This is a genomic window from Providencia rettgeri (genome assembly GCF_001874625.1).
GTDB lineage: Bacteria > Pseudomonadota > Gammaproteobacteria > Enterobacterales > Enterobacteriaceae > Providencia > Providencia huashanensis.
Map to the genome: position 1 here is coordinate 4,156,445 of NZ_CP017671.1, position 16,031 is coordinate 4,172,475.

Annotated in this window: 18 protein-coding genes; 1 reads left to right on the top strand and 17 read right to left on the bottom strand. The window is 41.2% G+C overall.

The genetic code is table 11. From position 1 onward, the window contains the following. Nucleotides 1-205: 205 nt before the first annotated feature. From RB151_RS19270 to RB151_RS19345, 16 genes are all read right to left on the bottom strand, one after another. A complete protein-coding gene (locus RB151_RS19270) occupies nt 206-532 on the bottom strand; it encodes a DMT family transporter (protein ID WP_042845455.1) in 327 nt (108 codons plus the stop codon). Nucleotides 533-553: 21 nt separating this feature from the next. Further along, nucleotides 554-970 carry a DMT family transporter gene (locus RB151_RS19275; RefSeq protein WP_042845457.1) on the bottom strand — a complete coding sequence of 139 codons (417 nt, stop codon included), beginning with the start codon at nt 968-970 and terminating at the stop codon, nt 554-556. Between the two features lie 62 nt (nt 971-1,032). Continuing rightward, a complete protein-coding gene (locus RB151_RS19280; RefSeq protein WP_042845458.1) occupies nt 1,033-1,722 on the bottom strand; it encodes a hypothetical protein in 690 nt (229 codons plus the stop codon). 14 nt (nt 1,723-1,736) lie between these two features. Continuing rightward, nucleotides 1,737-2,381 (bottom strand): phosphate propanoyltransferase, encoded by a 645-nt coding sequence (gene pduL, locus RB151_RS19285; protein WP_048606020.1) that lies wholly within the window; start codon nt 2,379-2,381, stop codon nt 1,737-1,739. After that, a complete protein-coding gene (locus tag RB151_RS19290; RefSeq protein ID WP_042845463.1) occupies nt 2,378-2,815 on the bottom strand; it encodes a BMC domain-containing protein in 438 nt (145 codons plus the stop codon). The genes pduL and RB151_RS19290 overlap by 4 nt, the downstream gene beginning before the upstream one ends. A 21-nt stretch (nt 2,816-2,836) precedes the next feature. Continuing rightward, nucleotides 2,837-3,787 carry a choline TMA-lyase-activating enzyme gene (gene cutD, locus RB151_RS19295; RefSeq protein ID WP_042845465.1) on the bottom strand — a complete coding sequence of 317 codons (951 nt, stop codon included), beginning with the start codon at nt 3,785-3,787 and terminating at the stop codon, nt 2,837-2,839. A 78-nt stretch (nt 3,788-3,865) separates the two neighbouring features. Then, nucleotides 3,866-7,297, bottom strand: a complete 3,432-nt coding sequence (gene cutC / locus RB151_RS19300) for a choline trimethylamine-lyase (protein ID WP_048606016.1) — start codon at nt 7,295-7,297, stop codon at nt 3,866-3,868. A gap of 57 nt (nt 7,298-7,354) precedes the next feature. Beyond that, nucleotides 7,355-8,485, bottom strand: a complete 1,131-nt coding sequence (locus tag RB151_RS19305; RefSeq protein WP_071548630.1) for a 1-propanol dehydrogenase PduQ — start codon at nt 8,483-8,485, stop codon at nt 7,355-7,357. 7 nt (nt 8,486-8,492) lie between these two features. Then, nucleotides 8,493-8,750, bottom strand: a complete 258-nt coding sequence (locus RB151_RS19310) for a EutN/CcmL family microcompartment protein (RefSeq protein ID WP_004259057.1) — start codon at nt 8,748-8,750, stop codon at nt 8,493-8,495. Nucleotides 8,751-8,776: 26 nt separating this feature from the next. Continuing rightward, the gene (locus RB151_RS19315; RefSeq protein WP_053083841.1) at nt 8,777-10,411 is read right to left on the bottom strand and encodes an acetaldehyde dehydrogenase (acetylating); all 1,635 of its coding nucleotides are present in this window, start codon (nt 10,409-10,411) and stop codon (nt 8,777-8,779) included. 68 nt (nt 10,412-10,479) lie between these two features. Beyond that, complete coding sequence (locus RB151_RS19320; protein ID WP_004259063.1) at nt 10,480-10,758, bottom strand: BMC domain-containing protein; 279 nt, start codon at nt 10,756-10,758, stop codon at nt 10,480-10,482. 15 nt (nt 10,759-10,773) lie between these two features. Beyond that, nucleotides 10,774-11,058, bottom strand: a complete 285-nt coding sequence (locus RB151_RS19325; RefSeq protein ID WP_042845468.1) for a BMC domain-containing protein — start codon at nt 11,056-11,058, stop codon at nt 10,774-10,776. 20 nt (nt 11,059-11,078) lie between these two features. After that, nucleotides 11,079-11,357, bottom strand: coding sequence for a BMC domain-containing protein (locus tag RB151_RS19330; RefSeq protein WP_004249182.1), 279 nt, complete (start codon nt 11,355-11,357; stop codon nt 11,079-11,081). Nucleotides 11,358-12,014: 657 nt separating this feature from the next. Then, nucleotides 12,015-12,533: a FidL-like protein gene (locus RB151_RS19335; RefSeq protein WP_042845470.1), complete on the bottom strand. Its 519-nt coding sequence runs from the start codon at nt 12,531-12,533 to the stop codon at nt 12,015-12,017. Further along, the gene (locus tag RB151_RS19340) at nt 12,530-13,372 is read right to left on the bottom strand and encodes a transcriptional regulator (RefSeq protein ID WP_071548631.1); all 843 of its coding nucleotides are present in this window, start codon (nt 13,370-13,372) and stop codon (nt 12,530-12,532) included. The genes RB151_RS19335 and RB151_RS19340 overlap by 4 nt, the downstream gene beginning before the upstream one ends. 52 nt (nt 13,373-13,424) lie before the next feature. Next, complete coding sequence (locus RB151_RS19345; protein ID WP_042845473.1) at nt 13,425-14,003, bottom strand: TetR/AcrR family transcriptional regulator; 579 nt, start codon at nt 14,001-14,003, stop codon at nt 13,425-13,427. A 307-nt stretch (nt 14,004-14,310) separates the two neighbouring features. On the opposite strand from RB151_RS19345, the gene RB151_RS19350 reads away from it, so the two are divergent. Beyond that, entirely contained in the window at nt 14,311-14,871 is a 561-nt protein-coding gene (locus RB151_RS19350; protein WP_042845475.1) for an NADPH-dependent FMN reductase, read from the top strand. A gap of 80 nt (nt 14,872-14,951) precedes the next feature. Here the strand turns inward: RB151_RS19350 and potD are convergent, their stop codons facing one another. Continuing rightward, nucleotides 14,952-16,001 (bottom strand): spermidine/putrescine ABC transporter substrate-binding protein PotD, encoded by a 1,050-nt coding sequence (potD, locus tag RB151_RS19355; RefSeq protein ID WP_042845476.1) that lies wholly within the window; start codon nt 15,999-16,001, stop codon nt 14,952-14,954. Nucleotides 16,002-16,031: the final 30 nt, after the last annotated feature.

Genomic DNA, 16,031 nt, shown 5'->3' on the forward strand with positions numbered 1-16,031 from the left:
AAATCTATTCCTGAATTAATTCACTTATCTTCTGTAAAGTAACATAGAACGGATTTAGCTTTTTATCGCTAGGCAATCATTTTATGTTGTAGAAGCATCAATAGCTTCGGTTACTTAAAAAAAAGCCCTCACACTAAAATGAAGGCAACGTAATGAGCAAAATAATAATAAAGTTCTGAGAGTAGCAATTAAACTAATGTATTAATTACATAGTGGAGAATGTATTCATAATTATCCCGCCAGAGATAATTAACCCCATCGCAAAGACAGCAGGAAAATCAGGCTTTTGTTTATATAACACCATAGAAACTAACGTTACACCGACAATCCCAAACCCACACCATAATGAGTAAGCGACTCCGACAGGGATATACCCCATTGCGCGAGTCAATGCAAAATAGCATAAGCAATATGCAATAATGACTAATACTGAAGGCCCCAACTTACTAAAGCTGTTGGTCTTTTTAATCATGGATGTGCCTGTTATTTCTGAGCCAATAGAAAGCGCTAACCATAAAAATCCAGTAAACATAATATTCCCCTTAAATTTAAATTAATGAGCTGCTTTATTTTTTGCTGATAATAATGAAGCTTCAGCTTTAGGCTCTTCGGCTTCTTCATCAGAACCCATTTTGGAAAATAGATTCATAATTACAATACCACTTGCTATTACAGCCATGCCTATCATTGCGGCAGTATCTGGATGCTGACCATAAAATAACATGCCAAGAGTAGAAACCATTAATATCCCTGTTCCTGACCATGTTGCATAAGCTAAACCCACCGGAATATATTTAACAGCCCGAGAAAGTGAATAATAACAAATAACATACAGTACGACGATTAATGCCAATAATAACGATTTTGTCATTCCTTCACTATTATCAAACATTTTTAGCGTTGATGTTGCTGAGGTTTCAGAAATAATAACCGCCAACATCCAAAGCCATGATTTTGCTTTAGGGGACATAGATAATACTCCTACAATAAATAGAAAATTAAGATGATTTTTAATACGCTAAATTTATTTTATTATTTCAATGATTTTAAATAATCAATTGCAGAATCTGTTAATTTATTTTCATTCGCGCAATACCCCCTAGGGTTATTCATTACTTCTTTTAAAGTAATATAGCGACTTGGAGTTTCATTAGTTATTTCAGGTTTTAAATATTTAGAAATATCATGAGTTAGTAACTTTTTTTCAATTTCATTTAATGGAAAAAACTGAATACCTAAGTTAATTGCTTTACTGATATTTTCTTTAATAAGATGATTATAATTTTCATTTTTATTTAAACCTAAGATATGGCTTAATTCACTTTCTGGGCAGCAATGGTATTTCAATGCCAATATAGGAATATTTTGTGATAGTGCGTGTAAAGTTAATTCACTTTCCTCACTAACAAATAAACCACTGGCAATTTCACCGACAACTTTTGCATCAATAAAAGGTAAAAATAGGCAGCTATAGCGGCTTAACTTATTTATTGATAACGTATTTTTGTCTATAACATGTCCTAGCTCAGCCCATTTCTCCATATTCGAAGACTGAAGCATTGATGCGGTGGCATAAAAGGAAAAACAAACAGAATCTAGCTGCGCTAACCTTTGGTAAATAGCTTGCTGATAGCCCTCAACCGGTGATAACACAACCAAAACTTGTCGTTTTAACTGACGTAAAACTTGTTGCACAATTTGCTCGATCAGTTTTTCGTTCATTTTGCCACCGTTCCTTAACCCGCAATAAATACGCTATCGTTATTACGTAAACCCGCAGCATTCGCTTCATCTGTATCAATATGAAATTCAAGAGAAAACCGCTCATCCACTCTCACGATAACCTCATCAAATACTAAGCTACGCTCACCCTCAGTACGGATATTTACCTTTTGCCCATTCACCACATTGAGTGACCTCGCATCCATCACACTCATATGAATATGACGCTGAGCACAAATAACTTGCGACTCAAGGTTGACGTGCCCAGCAGGGCCGATCAATAAAGCGTTACCTGAGCCCGTTAAATCTCCTGACTCTCTCACTGGCGCTTTAATACCCAGTGCAAAACAATCCGCTTTGGACACTTCAAGTTGCGTTTTTGGACGAACAGGCCCTAAGACTCTCACTTTGCTTATCGACCCTTTTGGCCCAACCACCATGACACATTCCTTGGCTGCAAATTGCCCTGGCTGCTTTAAATCTTTGAATGGTGTCAGTTGATATCCTTGACCAAACAACGCTTCAACATCTTGCTGTGACAGGTGAACATGACGATTTGAAATACCGACAGGAATTGCAATGTTCGGTTGTATTCCTTGAGCAAAGCTATTGGTTGAAAGACGGGATAAAATTTTGCCCATCAACTGCTCATTAATCATGATTTTTTACCTTTGCGTAGGTCATTTTTGGTCTCTTTTACACTGGTATCCTCTTTTACTTCAGGCGCAGTATGTTGAGGTTTTGCTTCAACCGTTTCACTTTCTGATGAACTTTGTCCTTTTTCTGTCTTTTCAATGCTTTTTTCTAATTCACCCTTTTTACTTTTCACCGTTAACAATTTAGCCGTCACACTTTCTTCTGGGCGAGCAATCACTAATGAGCCGACAAGCAGTTGGCTATTCGCTATCACGTCAATGCCATGATCAACCGCAGTGCGAACTGCACTAATTTCACCTTGAAAACAAACTGATACCAACCCAGAACCTATTTTCCGATAACCTATAATTTCTACACTAGCGGCTTTACATGCTGCATCTGCGGCTTGTATGGCGGATGTCAGCCCCCGAGTTTCAATCACACCTAAACTTTTCATCTGTCTCTCCTACTTTGTGACTTAGTGACGAACCAGTCGAATATCGAAATCGAATTGCTTAAAGAACGCTTCAAGTTGATCTAACTCTTCAGCACTATAGGTTGGGTCTTGTTTAACCGGGTAAATCATCTCTAACTTGTCGTATTTGCCACGACCCAACTGGTGATAAGGTAAAATATCGATGCGCTTTACATTGCCGCGTTTGGATAATTCCATCGCATAATTAATCGCACCAGTAATGGCATCAAATGAATCGTTGTATCCACGGACTAACGGCATACGAACGACGATGTTAGCGCCAAGTTCCACCAACCTTTCAAGATTACGGCGAACATTTTCATTCCCAATACCGAATAAGTTTTTATGCTGTACCGTATCGATATGTTTAATGTCATACAAAAATAGGTCGACAACTTCAGCTAGCTTTTCATAGTTGGCTAATGAGGTTGTTCCTTGTGTTTCTACGGCGGTGTTGATCATCATTTTTTTACACTCACGCAGTAGGGCAACAGCAAAGTCGGTTTGTAGGCTCATTTCGCCACCACCGATTGTTACACCACCACCGGAAGAGATATAAAAATCATAATCTTGCATAATGATTTCCATCATTTCGGCTACCGTGACATCTTTGCCCATAATGTCTAACGCACCGCCAATACACACTTCTTCGCATTTACGACAACCAATACAGTCAATACTGCGATTGACACGGTGAATCTGTTCACCTTGTTCATTAATGGTTTTGTAATGGATACCGGTAGGGCAAACATCGACACATTTCCCACAATTCACACATTTGTCGTGAGAAAACATCACTTGAAACTGGCTACTTAGTCCTTCTGGATTAGCACACCATGGGCAGCGAATATTGCACCCTTTTAAGAAAATCAGCGTTCGAATGCCATCGCCATCATAAATTGAGTATTTTTGGATATTAAATATCCGACCTTTAATCTCTGCCGCGCTCATCATTACACCTCTAAAATCAGTTCAAATTTATTATTGTTATTATGAAATGGCAGGTATGAAGCCATACCTGCCAACGCTGGTTTAGAACTTCTCAATTACAGTACGGCTGATAATCTCATCTTGAACCTCTTTACAAAGCTCAACGAAATATGCGCTATAACCTGCAACACGAACGATTAAATCTCGGTATTTTTCAGGCTCTTGCTGTGCTTTTTTCAGCATTTCGTTATCTACATAACTAAACTGCATTTGCCCGTTACCTAAAATAGAGGCGGTTCTCAGTAACGTGATTAAGCCATGACGCCCTTCCGGTGTATCCAATAAGCCTTTTAAGAACTTAAAGTTATGCACCATACCGATGTTCATCGTCTCAACATTCATCTTGCTGATTGATTTGATGATGGCAGTAGGGCCTTGTTTGTCCGCACCTTGTGTTGGGCTGATACCATCCGAGAGTGGCATCCACGCTAAACGGCCGTTAGCACTTGCTGCGGTCAATTCACCAATTGGGGTATTGTTGGAAATGGATAAGGTTCCGTGACTCAATGTTGAATACAACATGTCATATTTACGGCACTCACGCTCTGTCCACTCGGTGATATCCAGCGCATATTGGTCAACATAGTCATCATCGTTACCAAACTTAGGCGCATTTAAGCAGTCACGACGTAATTCGTCATAGCCTTCAAAGTTTGCGAGTAAGCCATCGCGGATTTGCTCAAGCGTGTAGCGGCCCTCTTCATAAACCAATTTACGAATAGCAACAATGGAGTCAACATAGGTGGCAAGGCCTGAGAAAATCAGCCCTGGGCCGTGGTTGATCATCGCCCCGCCAGCTGCAACGTCTTTCCCTTTTTCCATACAACCTTCTACCAGTAAAGACATCAAGGGTTTTGGAGCTACATCGCGATGTACACGCTGGCTGATAACAGTCCCGATAGCCGATAAACGAACAATGTGGCCAATCTGTGCTTTTACTGCATTATCAAAGTCTTCGAAAGTTTTCAGCTCACGTAAGTCACCCGTATCTAAGCCTTGATAGCTATCAAATAACACCATGCGACCACGGTTTAGCACAAATTCAATCGCAATTGGCCACTGGGTATAACCTGTTGATGTCCATTGATAAATACGGCCTGATTTTTGTGGCTCTACACACCCCATTAAGCAGTAGTCACGCGCATCTTCAAAATCAAAGCCTTTACGTAGCATCATTTTGATGTGGGAATCATCGAAGTGACAGGCTGGAAAGCCCATACCGGCTTTCACCACATCAACGATTTTTTCCATGTATTTCTGTGGTGATTGGTTATGAATACGGCATGCCAGAGATGGCTGATACACTTTCACAAAGCGAACCGCATCCATTATTAAATAGGTCAAATCGTTACAAGCATCACCACCAGAACGTTTTTGTCCACCAACAGTTAAGTTGATAAATGGCTGATAACCTGCGAAGTATTTCGCACCTAGCTCACTCGACATCCACATTAACTCAGCACACTTGATGATAAATGCCTGCATCATCTCTAATGCTTGGTCTTCAGTTAAACGGCCTGTTTTGATGTCGTTTTCATACATTGGTAAGCAATATTGGTCGAGACGCCCTAAAGAAAGACCGGTTTGGTTTTCTTCAATTTCAAATAATGACTCAACCGTCCAAATGCTTTGTAATGCTTCTTGTAATGTCACCGGCGGATTAGCAGGTACATTTTCATTCACCTGCGCGATAGTCAGTAATTCTTCACGGCGTTTTTGGTCTGATTCAAGTACGGCTAATTCACGCGCATGTGCAGCAATACGATGTGAATAAGCAACAACCCCTTCACAGGTTTCAATTGACGCTTTATAGAAATAAATGCGGTCAATGTCATCTGGGTTTTCCATGCTCAACTCAGCTAATTTCGCCTGAGCATCCGCTTTAATGCCATTCATTCCTTTGGTGAATAATAAAACGTCATAGCCTGGGCAGGTATCACCACCACCGTTGATTTGGTGATAAGACAAGTCACTGACAAATGTTTCACCACTGAATTCCCATACCCCCGCTTCACGATATTGTGCTTCACAAATTTCATCCAGAGAGCGCCCTTCCCAGAACGGGGCAATTTCCTCGCGGATCACTTTTTTGTCTTCTTCTGAGATAACAAATGGGTCTTGTGGACGCGTGCTCATGGTATCGAGTTCTTCGACTACCCAACGCCATGCGATATCCGGTGAGAATGCACCCGCACGGGCTTTACCACATGGATGACCCACAATCAGCTCTTCGGGTTGAATTAGGATTGGTGCCGTTTCACAAGCTCGGCGGAACGCTTTCGCACGCAATAAAATTGGCGGTAAACCTGGGTTATTTTTGACAACCTCAGTGAAGGCGAGTGCGCGGTAGATAGACACACTTGGACGCGCTTCTAAGTAGCGATTGCGCAAGCGTTGTAAGCGGGGCGTTAAACCTTCCATAACTTTGAATTCAGTTTCCGCTTGTGCTGTTGGAGCAATATAATTCGCATTTGGCGCTGCGTATTGCGGCTGAACACTGTTTTTACCGCAATATAAACGGACTTTTAACCCATTATTGATAGCACTGATATTTTCATTAGCGGATAACATCATGCCAGACAACTCGTTAATGCAAACACGAGGATCATTCAGATAGATACCGTCTTTTAATGCATCGAACATTGGGTAGCCATCAACTTGCTTGGTTGAGCGAACTTCAGAAAGCTCAGCCAGTTTCAGCCATAAACTTTCTACAATTTCATAAGCTTGCGCCTGAGTTAAACGGCCTTGTTCAATATCGCGTTGGTAGAATGGATAAACGGCTTTATCAAATCCCATTGGATTAACCGCATAGCTGCCATTTTCTAAGTGCAAGATCAGCTGTAATAAATAAAAGGCTTGGCAAGCTTCCTTGAAAGTTTGCGCAGGTTTAGCAGGCACATTGCGCAAAATTGCTGCGCTTTCTTGCAGCTCCGCACGGCGATATTGGTTCGATTCGATTGCTGCCATGCTTTCAGCTTTCGTCGCTAAAGATTGCGCAAAGTGGATTGCTGCATCACACGCATAAATCGCAGAGCGGCAATTATTTGCCTCATCAATGCTATTGCGACTCACTGCGCTACCAATATTTCTCACTTTATTTTCTAGCTGCGCTTTGATAGCTAAAAAGCCTACGTTTAATACTGCTAAGTAATCTGGCGCATCGACGTTACTGTCGCCTGCTAAAAAGGTATAAATACTGTGGCTATTAATTTCATTTTCAGTATGGAAAATAGCACCACGTGGGGTTGATGATTGGCTACCAATAATCAACTCGTCTTGCCCGATAAAGGCTGGAAAATGGCGGATAAACTCATAAAAACGTTGAGCAGGTTTAATCGCCTGCGGCGCACCGGATAATTGGTTACCCAATGCTTCTAAAATATTAGCTCGTTCAGTAATAATTGAACTGTTGCGGGCACTTAAGCGTTCAGCCAGCATTTTTACGCGTGGGGTCAAAGCATATTTATTCATGTTAGCCTATCCTGATGTTCTTTCTAGTTTGTTGTTCATCACATAAAGCGTTAACTGTTAAAAAGACTGTCTATACAGCGCTTCCAGTTGCACCTTGCTCACATCCCGTGGATTGGTCGGCGTGCAACTATCGCGCAGTGCTTGCCCAACCATTTCCCCTAAACGGGCGTTAAAATCGAATTCATTGATACCTGTTGCTTGAATGCCTTTTGGCAGGTTCATTTCATCTTTCAATACGTTGATCGCCACCATCAGGCTTTCAACGCCTTCACGTATTGATGACGCGGGTAAATCTAAATTTTTCGCAAGATTGGCGTAGCGTTTCGCTGCCTCAGTGTCACAACGGCCTTCTAAATCTGCATTGAAAGCAACCACTTGTGCCATTAACAGAGCGTTGGCGCGGCCATGTGGGATATGGAACACACCACCTAATGCATGAGCCAAACTGTGCGTTATCCCAAGGGAGGCATTAGTGAAAGCCATTCCTGCAATACATGACGCGTTGTGCATTTTTTCGCGAGCCACTAAATTGCTTCCTTCACGGTAGCAATCAATTAAATGACCAAAGACTAATTGCACGGCTTTTTCTGCCAATGCATCGGAAAAATCAGAAGCGGTACGCGAAACATACGCTTCCAATGCATGGCACAGCACATCCATTCCTGTATCCGCAGTAATAGAAGCTGGCACAGATTTCACTAGTGCGGGGTCTAAAATAGCTACATCTGGCAACATAAACTCATCAACCAAAACCAGTTTTTCAGACTGAGACTTGATCACGGAAAATGATGTCACTTCAGAGCCTGTTCCACTGGTGGTTGGAATAGCGATAAACTGCGGTTTAACTCGATTGGGGTCTTTTTTCGTGTGCCAAAGGGAGTAAATAACAGCTTTCGCAGCATCAATCACCGACCCACCACCGAGTGCAATCACCACATCTGGGTATTGCCTATCCATTATTTTCATGCCGTTAACGATGGCTGAAATGTCTGGATCTGGCACAACATCATCGTAAATCGAAAAGGTGATGCCACTTTGGGTTAGCCTGCGAGTGACTTCATCAGCTAAGCCAAACTTCACCATCGCTTTGTCAGTGACGATAAATGCATGGTGAGCACTCATTTGTGAGATAAAATCCAATGCGTTAGCACCGAATTGGACTTTAGGTTTAATCAAAAACTGGTTCATGCTGTTTTTACTCCTTGGTATAAACCTTTTCCACAATGGCAACCACTGACATGGCTTTGTAATTGTCTTTATTCAAAGCGAAGTAAGCTTCAGCTAAAACAATGTCATTGATACCAGCACCAACACTGTCGACTGCCACATACGTTTTGTTTTTCAACGGTTCAAGGTCATCCCCTAGCTTTGTTACCATCAGTAAGTTACTGCCGCTAAGTTCTTGGCATTTCTGCGTTGCAACAACATGCCCGACTACCTTTGCAAGGATCATGGTTTATACCGCCTTATTCCAATGAGTTACTTATTTAGGCGTCCGAGAACGGCCTTGATGATCTGCTCAACATTTTCTTCACTGATATCACCGTGAGAAACGACAGCCTCAGTAACCGCAGCCGTTGTCACCGCACCGCCAAATCGGTCATCACCTATTGGATGGACAGCTACGGGTGATGTTGTCGCCGCAACAGGGTTACGGAAGCGGTTATCATCAAAAATACTGACTTGCGGTTGAGTTACCGTTGCTGACACCGCAGGTTGTGCAGTTGTACAAGGCTGAGTGGGTTGCCTTAAATCTTCAATTGAACGTACGCCATAACCCACTTTGCGGATGTTCAGTAGATTCATTGGCCCTACATTATCTGAGCTAGAACCCCCACCCACTGCGCCACACCCCAATGTTAATGCAGGCGTAATATTGGTGGTTGCCCCGATACCACCAAGCGCCGCTGGTGTGTTAATTAAAATGCGGTTAACGGGTTTTTCGAGAGAGAACTGGCGAATAACATCTTCGTTTTGAGTGTGAATAACCAAGGTATGGCCTAAGCCCTCGTTGGTCAGTAAGTCAACCACACGATGACAAGCTGATTGCCAGTCTTCTTCGATATACATCCCTAAAATTGGGCACAATTTTTCACGGGAGTACGGGTTTTTAGGGGAAACGGTATCTTGTAATGCAATTAATACACGGGTATTCGCAGGGACAGCGAAACCTGCTCGTTGGCTTAAAGTAATCGCATCTTTACCTACCACTTCAGGGTTGATAGTGCCGTTCGCTCTAAGCAACATGGATGCCATACGCTTCGCTTCTTCTTCGTTCATGAAGTAAGCACCTTGGGCAAGGAGTTCACGATGGACTTCGTTATAGATACAACGCTCAACAATAATGGATTGTTCGGATGCGCAGATCACACCATTATCGAAAGTTTTACTGGTGATAATGTCACTGACCGCTTGCTTGATATTAGCACTACGTTCAATAAATGCAGGGCCATTACCCGGGCCGCCACTAATGGTTGGTGTGCCTGATGCATAGGCTGCACGTACCATGCCTTCACCACCCGTTGCCAAAATTAATGAAACGTCTTTGCTGTGCATCAGTTCTTTCGTTGCTTCAAGAGTCAACATAGTGACTGCATCAACGATACCTGCTGGTGCGCCCGCTTCTAGTGCGGCTTTTTTGACTATTTCTAACGTACGGAAACTGCATGCTTTAGCATTTGGATGAGGGGAGAAGACGATTGCGTTACCAGCCTTCAAGGCAATCAACGTTTTGTAGATGATGGTTGATGTCGGATTAGTAGAAGGTACTAACGCTGTGATAACACCAAGAGGTACCCCCACATCCATAACTTTGTTGACTTTGTCATCATTAATGATGCCAACGGTTTTTAGATCTTTGATGTGCTCATAAACACGCATTGAAGCGAAGGTATTCTTCAGGACTTTATCTTGCCACTTCCCAAACCCTGTCTCTTCATTGGCCATTTTTGCCAACTCTTCTGCATGAAGTGCAGACTCAATAGCAATGTGTTTAACAATACTGTCGATTTTTTCCTGCGAAAATGTCGCGAATTCTTTCTGCGCTTGTTTCGCGTTTCGAACTAGCTCTCTTGCTAGCTGTCTGGATTGCAGATCTTTGTCTAATGCAACCATGTCTTCCCCCGTATCGGAGTCAAAATTAACTCATTAACTTGTTGTTTTATTGATTTATTAGCCAATAATTACGCTTTGTGTTGCTGCGCAATTTTGCCAATATCGTTGTGTGGTCTTGCGATAACGCGTGAAGTCACCACTGTTCCGATACGTTTTGCAGCCTCAACACCGGATTCAACAGCAGCATTAACGGCACCCACATCACCTTTAACCATTGCTGTCACGAGCCCTGAACCAACATTTTCATAACCGATTAGCTCGACATTCGCCGCTTTGCACATCGCATCAGCCGCTTCAATACAAGCCACTAAACCTTTGGTTTCAATTAGACCAAGTGCTTCTTTCATAAGTGATTTCCTTTTTTATTCCGTGACTTTATACTGGGCGACGATTTTTTGAATATCGCTATGAGGACGCGCGATAACCAAAGATGTCACGACGGTGCCAACGCGAGAGGCGGATTCAACACCTGAATCCACTGCAGCTTTCACTGCACCTACATCGCCTTTGACCATGGCGGTAACTAACCCTGACCCAACATTTTCATAACCAATCAGCACAACGTTTGCGGCTTTGCACATCGAGTCTGCGGCTTCAATACAGGCCACTAACCCTTGAGTTTCAATAAGACCTAATGCGTCACCCATGTTTTTTCCTCCGGAAAAAGTTATGCTTTATGTTTAATAACAATTTTGTTGATGTCATTGTGTGGACGCGCAATCACCAAAGAGGTCACAACTTCCCCAACACGCTGAGCAGACTCAACACCGGAATCGACAGCCGCTTTAACCGCGCCTACATCCCCTTTAACCATTGCAGTTACCAAACCGGAACCGACATTTTCATAACCAATTAGCTCAACATTCGCCGCTTTGCACATGGCATCCGCTGCTTCGATGCAAGCCACCAAACCTTTAGTTTCAATAAGACCTAATGCATCACCCATTGTTATTTCCTCCGAGAAACCTTCTTTGTTTTTCTTTACCACTGATAATTCAAATTGATGTGTCCGAGTACATGTCCTTTGAAATATCGGGGTAATCATTTGCGCCAAGGGTGTCTGCGCGGTGATTTATTGAACGCAGCCTTTGGCTTCAAACTCACTATAGAGCCTAAAAAACAAAACAAAATATAAATCCATGAATGATTAATACTTAGTGTTTTACTCTAAAAATTAGTGTGATTTATTTAATTTTTTATGTAACCTCACTAAAAAAACCAAAAATTCACGTTTCTATCTGGAGATGAAAAAAGGGCTAAAAGTTGATTTACGATTAATCAAAGGAATTGTTAACAAGATATTATTGAGCTGATAAGGCGGGGTAATTTAGGGAGTGATAACTGTGGAAGGGCTCACTTGCTTATAAGCTTAGCTAAGTATTTATTTGTGAGATAGCGATTGGGCAACTGCCAACTTCAATACCAACTTGGCTAATCTCATTCACGAAACCACTATGAGGAACCCTGCATAGGCATAATTAGTTTAAACTAAGTAAAGCTCCAATGAGCTATTGGATAAAACGCGGGGGAGCATCTCTATACGCATAAAATACCGAAAGAAAAGAGCCCATAGCGCCCTTTTCTTTAAGCTATTTTCAGACCATTAATCAAATTTACTGCCAGGTTTAAGTGTGCAGATATAAAGCGGGGAATTTATTGAGCTTAACAATAATGCTTTGTCATTGAGCTTTTGGGCATTAAGAAATAAACCGTCATGGCTATCTGACATCTCTCGCATAAAGTAATCGAAAATAACATCGGGGGATTCATCAATAGAAGATGCTCGTGATTCCCATTGGCTGATATTATAATGCCTTTCTGTTGGGGATACTCGTTGGGTAGTATAACTAAATTTTACGTAACGTTGTAAATATAGCCACCCTGCTTTGGAGTCTGTATAACCTTCCACAACAATCGAGCCCTTGCCATTAGAACCAAAATTGAAATGAATGTTGCCATTAACATTTTCATCTATCATATTTTCAAAGCGCATAATGCCTTTAGTCGAACAGACCATCAAACCATCTTGTTGATTTGAAAATAACACTGACTGAGTATAAACCGCTACTATGATAAATAGTAAACCACTCAGTAAGCATAATACCTTGCCTGAAATCTTCATGATGGATTCCATGAATAGTAGAAGTAATTATCACAATAACTAAATGGGTTATCTTCATTCACAGCACAATGGGCCAGAAAAACTCGCCCTAATCCATTCGTTTGTAACTTATCACCATAGAAAAAAACAAATCGCTCCTTTTCTATGCAGTCTAGTTTCAAGTTATTTCTTACCTTGTCAAAATTTTGTATATAGTTGAGGGCAACAGTGCCATTAATCATTTTCTCATTTGACAAGACATCGCAATTATTGTGTTCCAACACCGTCATACTAATTGGTGATGATGGTTGCTTGGATAGATAAGCCATCACGGCTAATAAAATTGAGCAAAGCAATAAGGCTGCACTAGCTAAATACCAACAAATTTCTTTTTTTTCTGGGGTTAGTGAAGTAATAATCTGTGGTTCTTCAAGGGGATGTGGGGCTGAATTCGCAACAGAAGATAAAACGATCTCTGCGCCATCAATTTCATTAAGATTACTAATTAACTCAAGAGGGTTGATTTTAATATCATCAATTAATTCTAAGGAGACTTCAGAATTGAATTCTAATAAGCCTCTACCAACAGTAACGATAATATTTTCAATACCATATTGACGGAATGCTTTTCTTAAAATACTTAAGTATTGATTTAAATTACTGTTCGATGACACTAAGCCATTATCATCCCATACAGATTTCAATATATCGTCTCGGGATAAAACACCATTATGTTGTATAAAATAAAATAATAATGCATTAGCAGTGATAGACAATTGCGTGTCCACCTCACCTTCTTTCAAAGATAAAGTGCCATCAACTGCATCATATATAATGAAGGCATTGATTTTATATTTCACTATCGCCTCATGTGCTTATTATATTAATAAAATTACACTGCTGGTATTACCGTTACTCCTCAGGTAGTTTTTCAAATGATATTTGTGTCAACCGACTTACAATAGCAGCGCGTTCTTGTTGTAATAATGTTTCCCCTTCAGTCAATGACGAAAGCCATAACCCATCAGCGGCATACCTGACTAATGCCCCTAAATAACTATTATCAAATTCATCCCCATTTGCTAAATGGCCTAACACCCAATCTCGCCAACATTGACGTAATACCGGCTCTGTTGGCATAGCTAAAGACAGCAAAGCAAGTTGAAAACTTTCATCCGATTCTTTAAGTTCACCAATATAGTGCAAATATGCACGAGAGAAACGCCCATACGGATTCGGATCATTCTCCATAATCAAATGAATTCGCTCATCCATAATTCCCAATAATTGGAGAAACAACGCATGGATGAGTTCCTGTTTGCTTGGGAAGTGGTGCATCAACCCGCCTTTACTGACACCCGCTTCTCTTGCCACAGCATTAAGAGATAACGAAGAAATCCCTTCTCTACCAGCAATAATGCGAGCCGCTTTGAGTAACTCAACTTGGAGTTTGGCGGGATCTTTTTTTCTATGCTGTGCCGTTTTATTCATGAAACGAATGATACCGACCAGTCGGTATGTTTCATTTTGACTAAAATCAAGTAACTATGATTTGTCAGTGGGTAAATAGAAATACTGGAAGAGGACTCACAATATCCCATCGTAATAATTCATATCACTATAATTAATTTAAAAAATTCAATTTTTTTGATATTTGTTTCACTTATTCTGTCGTTTTAATTTAACTTAGATTTTGCACCTGTTCATATTATGATGTTTAATAAAAGAAACAACGTTCTGACAAAATACAAATCATATGAAGTATTAATGATCAACTGTCGATAGAAGAGGTTTTATCATGTCAAATCAATATAGTATTGGTGTTATTGTTGGTAGCTTACGTGCAGATTCTTACAACTTAACCGTGGCTAAGGCCATTACCAAGTTGTTCCCAGCAAACTTTACCTTTAAGTTTATCAACATCGGTGACTTACCTCTCTACAACCAAGATGCAGACCAAAGTGTGCCAACTGTGGTCGCAAATTTTAAATCGCAGATTAAAGCTTGTGACGGAATTATTTTTGCTACCCCAGAATATAACCGCTCAATCCCCGGCGTGTTGAAAAATGCCATTGACCAAGGTTCCCGCCCTTGGGGTGATAATTCATGGGATGGCATTCCAGCAGGCATTTTAGGTGTTTCTATTGGTAATATCAGTACCGCGATAGCCCAACAGCACCTACGCAATAGCCTTGCATTCTTAAATATGCCTACCATGAACCAACCCGAATGTTACCTGAAATGGTATGACGGCATGGTGGATGAGCAGGGAAATATCTCACCAAAAAGCAAAGATTTCTTACAACCTTGGGCCGATACCTTTGCAAAGTTTGTGGCACATAATATTGTGAGTAAATAAGTGGGTTGGCAATATGCCGCCCATAAAAAAGGGCACTCAACCAGTGCCCTTTACATAAAATAAACCTAATAATCAGATTATTAACGGCCTGCTTTTAGCTTTTGGAAATACTCTTCATACAGAATATTGGTATTCCCGACATCGCTTTGCCACTCGCCTTTTTTCAGCACCTCTTCACTTGGGTAAAGGGATGGGTCGTTAGCAATTTCCGCAGGTAACATTTTCTTAGCTTCTAAATTTGGTGTTGGGTAACCAATAGATTCAGCAACTTGTGCCGCAATTTCAGGGCGCAGTAAGAAATTAATTAGCTTATGGGCACCTTCAACGTTTTTTGCATTGGCTGGGATGGCTAAGCTATCCATCCAGAAAATCCCACCCTCTTTTGGCCATACGACCTCAATAGGTAGACCTGCTTGCCTTGCCACAAATGCAGAGCCATTCCATAACATACCCACATCCACTTCACCTTCGATAAATGGTGTCGCTGGGTTGTCAGAGTTAAAGGCTAAAATATTCGGACGAAGTTTTTGTAGCTCTTTATAAGCTTCTTCAATTTGTTTCGGGTCGGTCGTGTTCCCTGAATAGCCCAGTTTAGTCAACGCGACTTGGAATACTTCGCGCGCATCATCCATCATTAGTAGGCTATTTTTATACTCAGGTTTCCAAAAATCAGCCCACGAAGTCACCGAGCCTGGATCAACCGCTTCACCGTTAATCCCGATCCCCGTAGCGCCCCAAATATAAGGCACGGAATAATCGTTATTTGGATCGAATTCTTTATGAATTAAATTTGGATCAAGGTTTTTGAAATTACTTAATTTACTTTGATCGATCTTTTGCAGCATCCCTTCTTTGCTCATTTTGGCGATAAAGTAAGTAGATGGTACAACCAAATCATAAGCACCTTCTTTATAGGTCTTTAATTTGGTATACATACTTTCGTTTGATTCATAGGTGGAGTAAATTACCTTGATACCCGTTTCTTTGGTAAATTGCTCTAATAAACCGGGGGGAACATATTCTGTCCAGTTATAGAAATACAGTACGTCTTTATTATCGTCAGCGGCGGTTGCCGTGCCAATACTTGCAGCCATTAAGCCTGCCGCCAGTAGATAGGACCATTTTTTCATGACTGAGCTTCCCTCAACAACGTGTTTTTA

Coding starts and splice junctions, on each gene's coding strand:
- RB151_RS19270 (WP_042845455.1), bottom strand. CDS start 532: ATGTTTACTGGATTTTTATGGTTAGCGCTTTCTATTGGCTCAGAAATA.
- RB151_RS19275 (WP_042845457.1), bottom strand. CDS start 970: ATGTCCCCTAAAGCAAAATCATGGCTTTGGATGTTGGCGGTTATTATT.
- RB151_RS19280 (WP_042845458.1), bottom strand. CDS start 1,722: ATGAACGAAAAACTGATCGAGCAAATTGTGCAACAAGTTTTACGTCAG.
- pduL (WP_048606020.1), bottom strand. CDS start 2,381: ATGATTAATGAGCAGTTGATGGGCAAAATTTTATCCCGTCTTTCAACC.
- RB151_RS19290 (WP_042845463.1), bottom strand. CDS start 2,815: ATGAAAAGTTTAGGTGTGATTGAAACTCGGGGGCTGACATCCGCCATA.
- cutD (WP_042845465.1), bottom strand. CDS start 3,787: ATGATGAGCGCGGCAGAGATTAAAGGTCGGATATTTAATATCCAAAAA.
- cutC (WP_048606016.1), bottom strand. CDS start 7,297: ATGAATAAATATGCTTTGACCCCACGCGTAAAAATGCTGGCTGAACGC.
- RB151_RS19305 (WP_071548630.1), bottom strand. CDS start 8,485: ATGAACCAGTTTTTGATTAAACCTAAAGTCCAATTCGGTGCTAACGCA.
- RB151_RS19310 (WP_004259057.1), bottom strand. CDS start 8,750: ATGATCCTTGCAAAGGTAGTCGGGCATGTTGTTGCAACGCAGAAATGC.
- RB151_RS19315 (WP_053083841.1), bottom strand. CDS start 10,411: ATGGTTGCATTAGACAAAGATCTGCAATCCAGACAGCTAGCAAGAGAG.
- RB151_RS19320 (WP_004259063.1), bottom strand. CDS start 10,758: ATGAAAGAAGCACTTGGTCTAATTGAAACCAAAGGTTTAGTGGCTTGT.
- RB151_RS19325 (WP_042845468.1), bottom strand. CDS start 11,058: ATGGGTGACGCATTAGGTCTTATTGAAACTCAAGGGTTAGTGGCCTGT.
- RB151_RS19330 (WP_004249182.1), bottom strand. CDS start 11,357: ATGGGTGATGCATTAGGTCTTATTGAAACTAAAGGTTTGGTGGCTTGC.
- RB151_RS19335 (WP_042845470.1), bottom strand. CDS start 12,533: ATGAAGATTTCAGGCAAGGTATTATGCTTACTGAGTGGTTTACTATTT.
- RB151_RS19345 (WP_042845473.1), bottom strand. CDS start 14,003: ATGAATAAAACGGCACAGCATAGAAAAAAAGATCCCGCCAAACTCCAA.
- RB151_RS19350 (WP_042845475.1), top strand. CDS start 14,311: ATGTCAAATCAATATAGTATTGGTGTTATTGTTGGTAGCTTACGTGCA.
- potD (WP_042845476.1), bottom strand. CDS start 16,001: ATGAAAAAATGGTCCTATCTACTGGCGGCAGGCTTAATGGCTGCAAGT.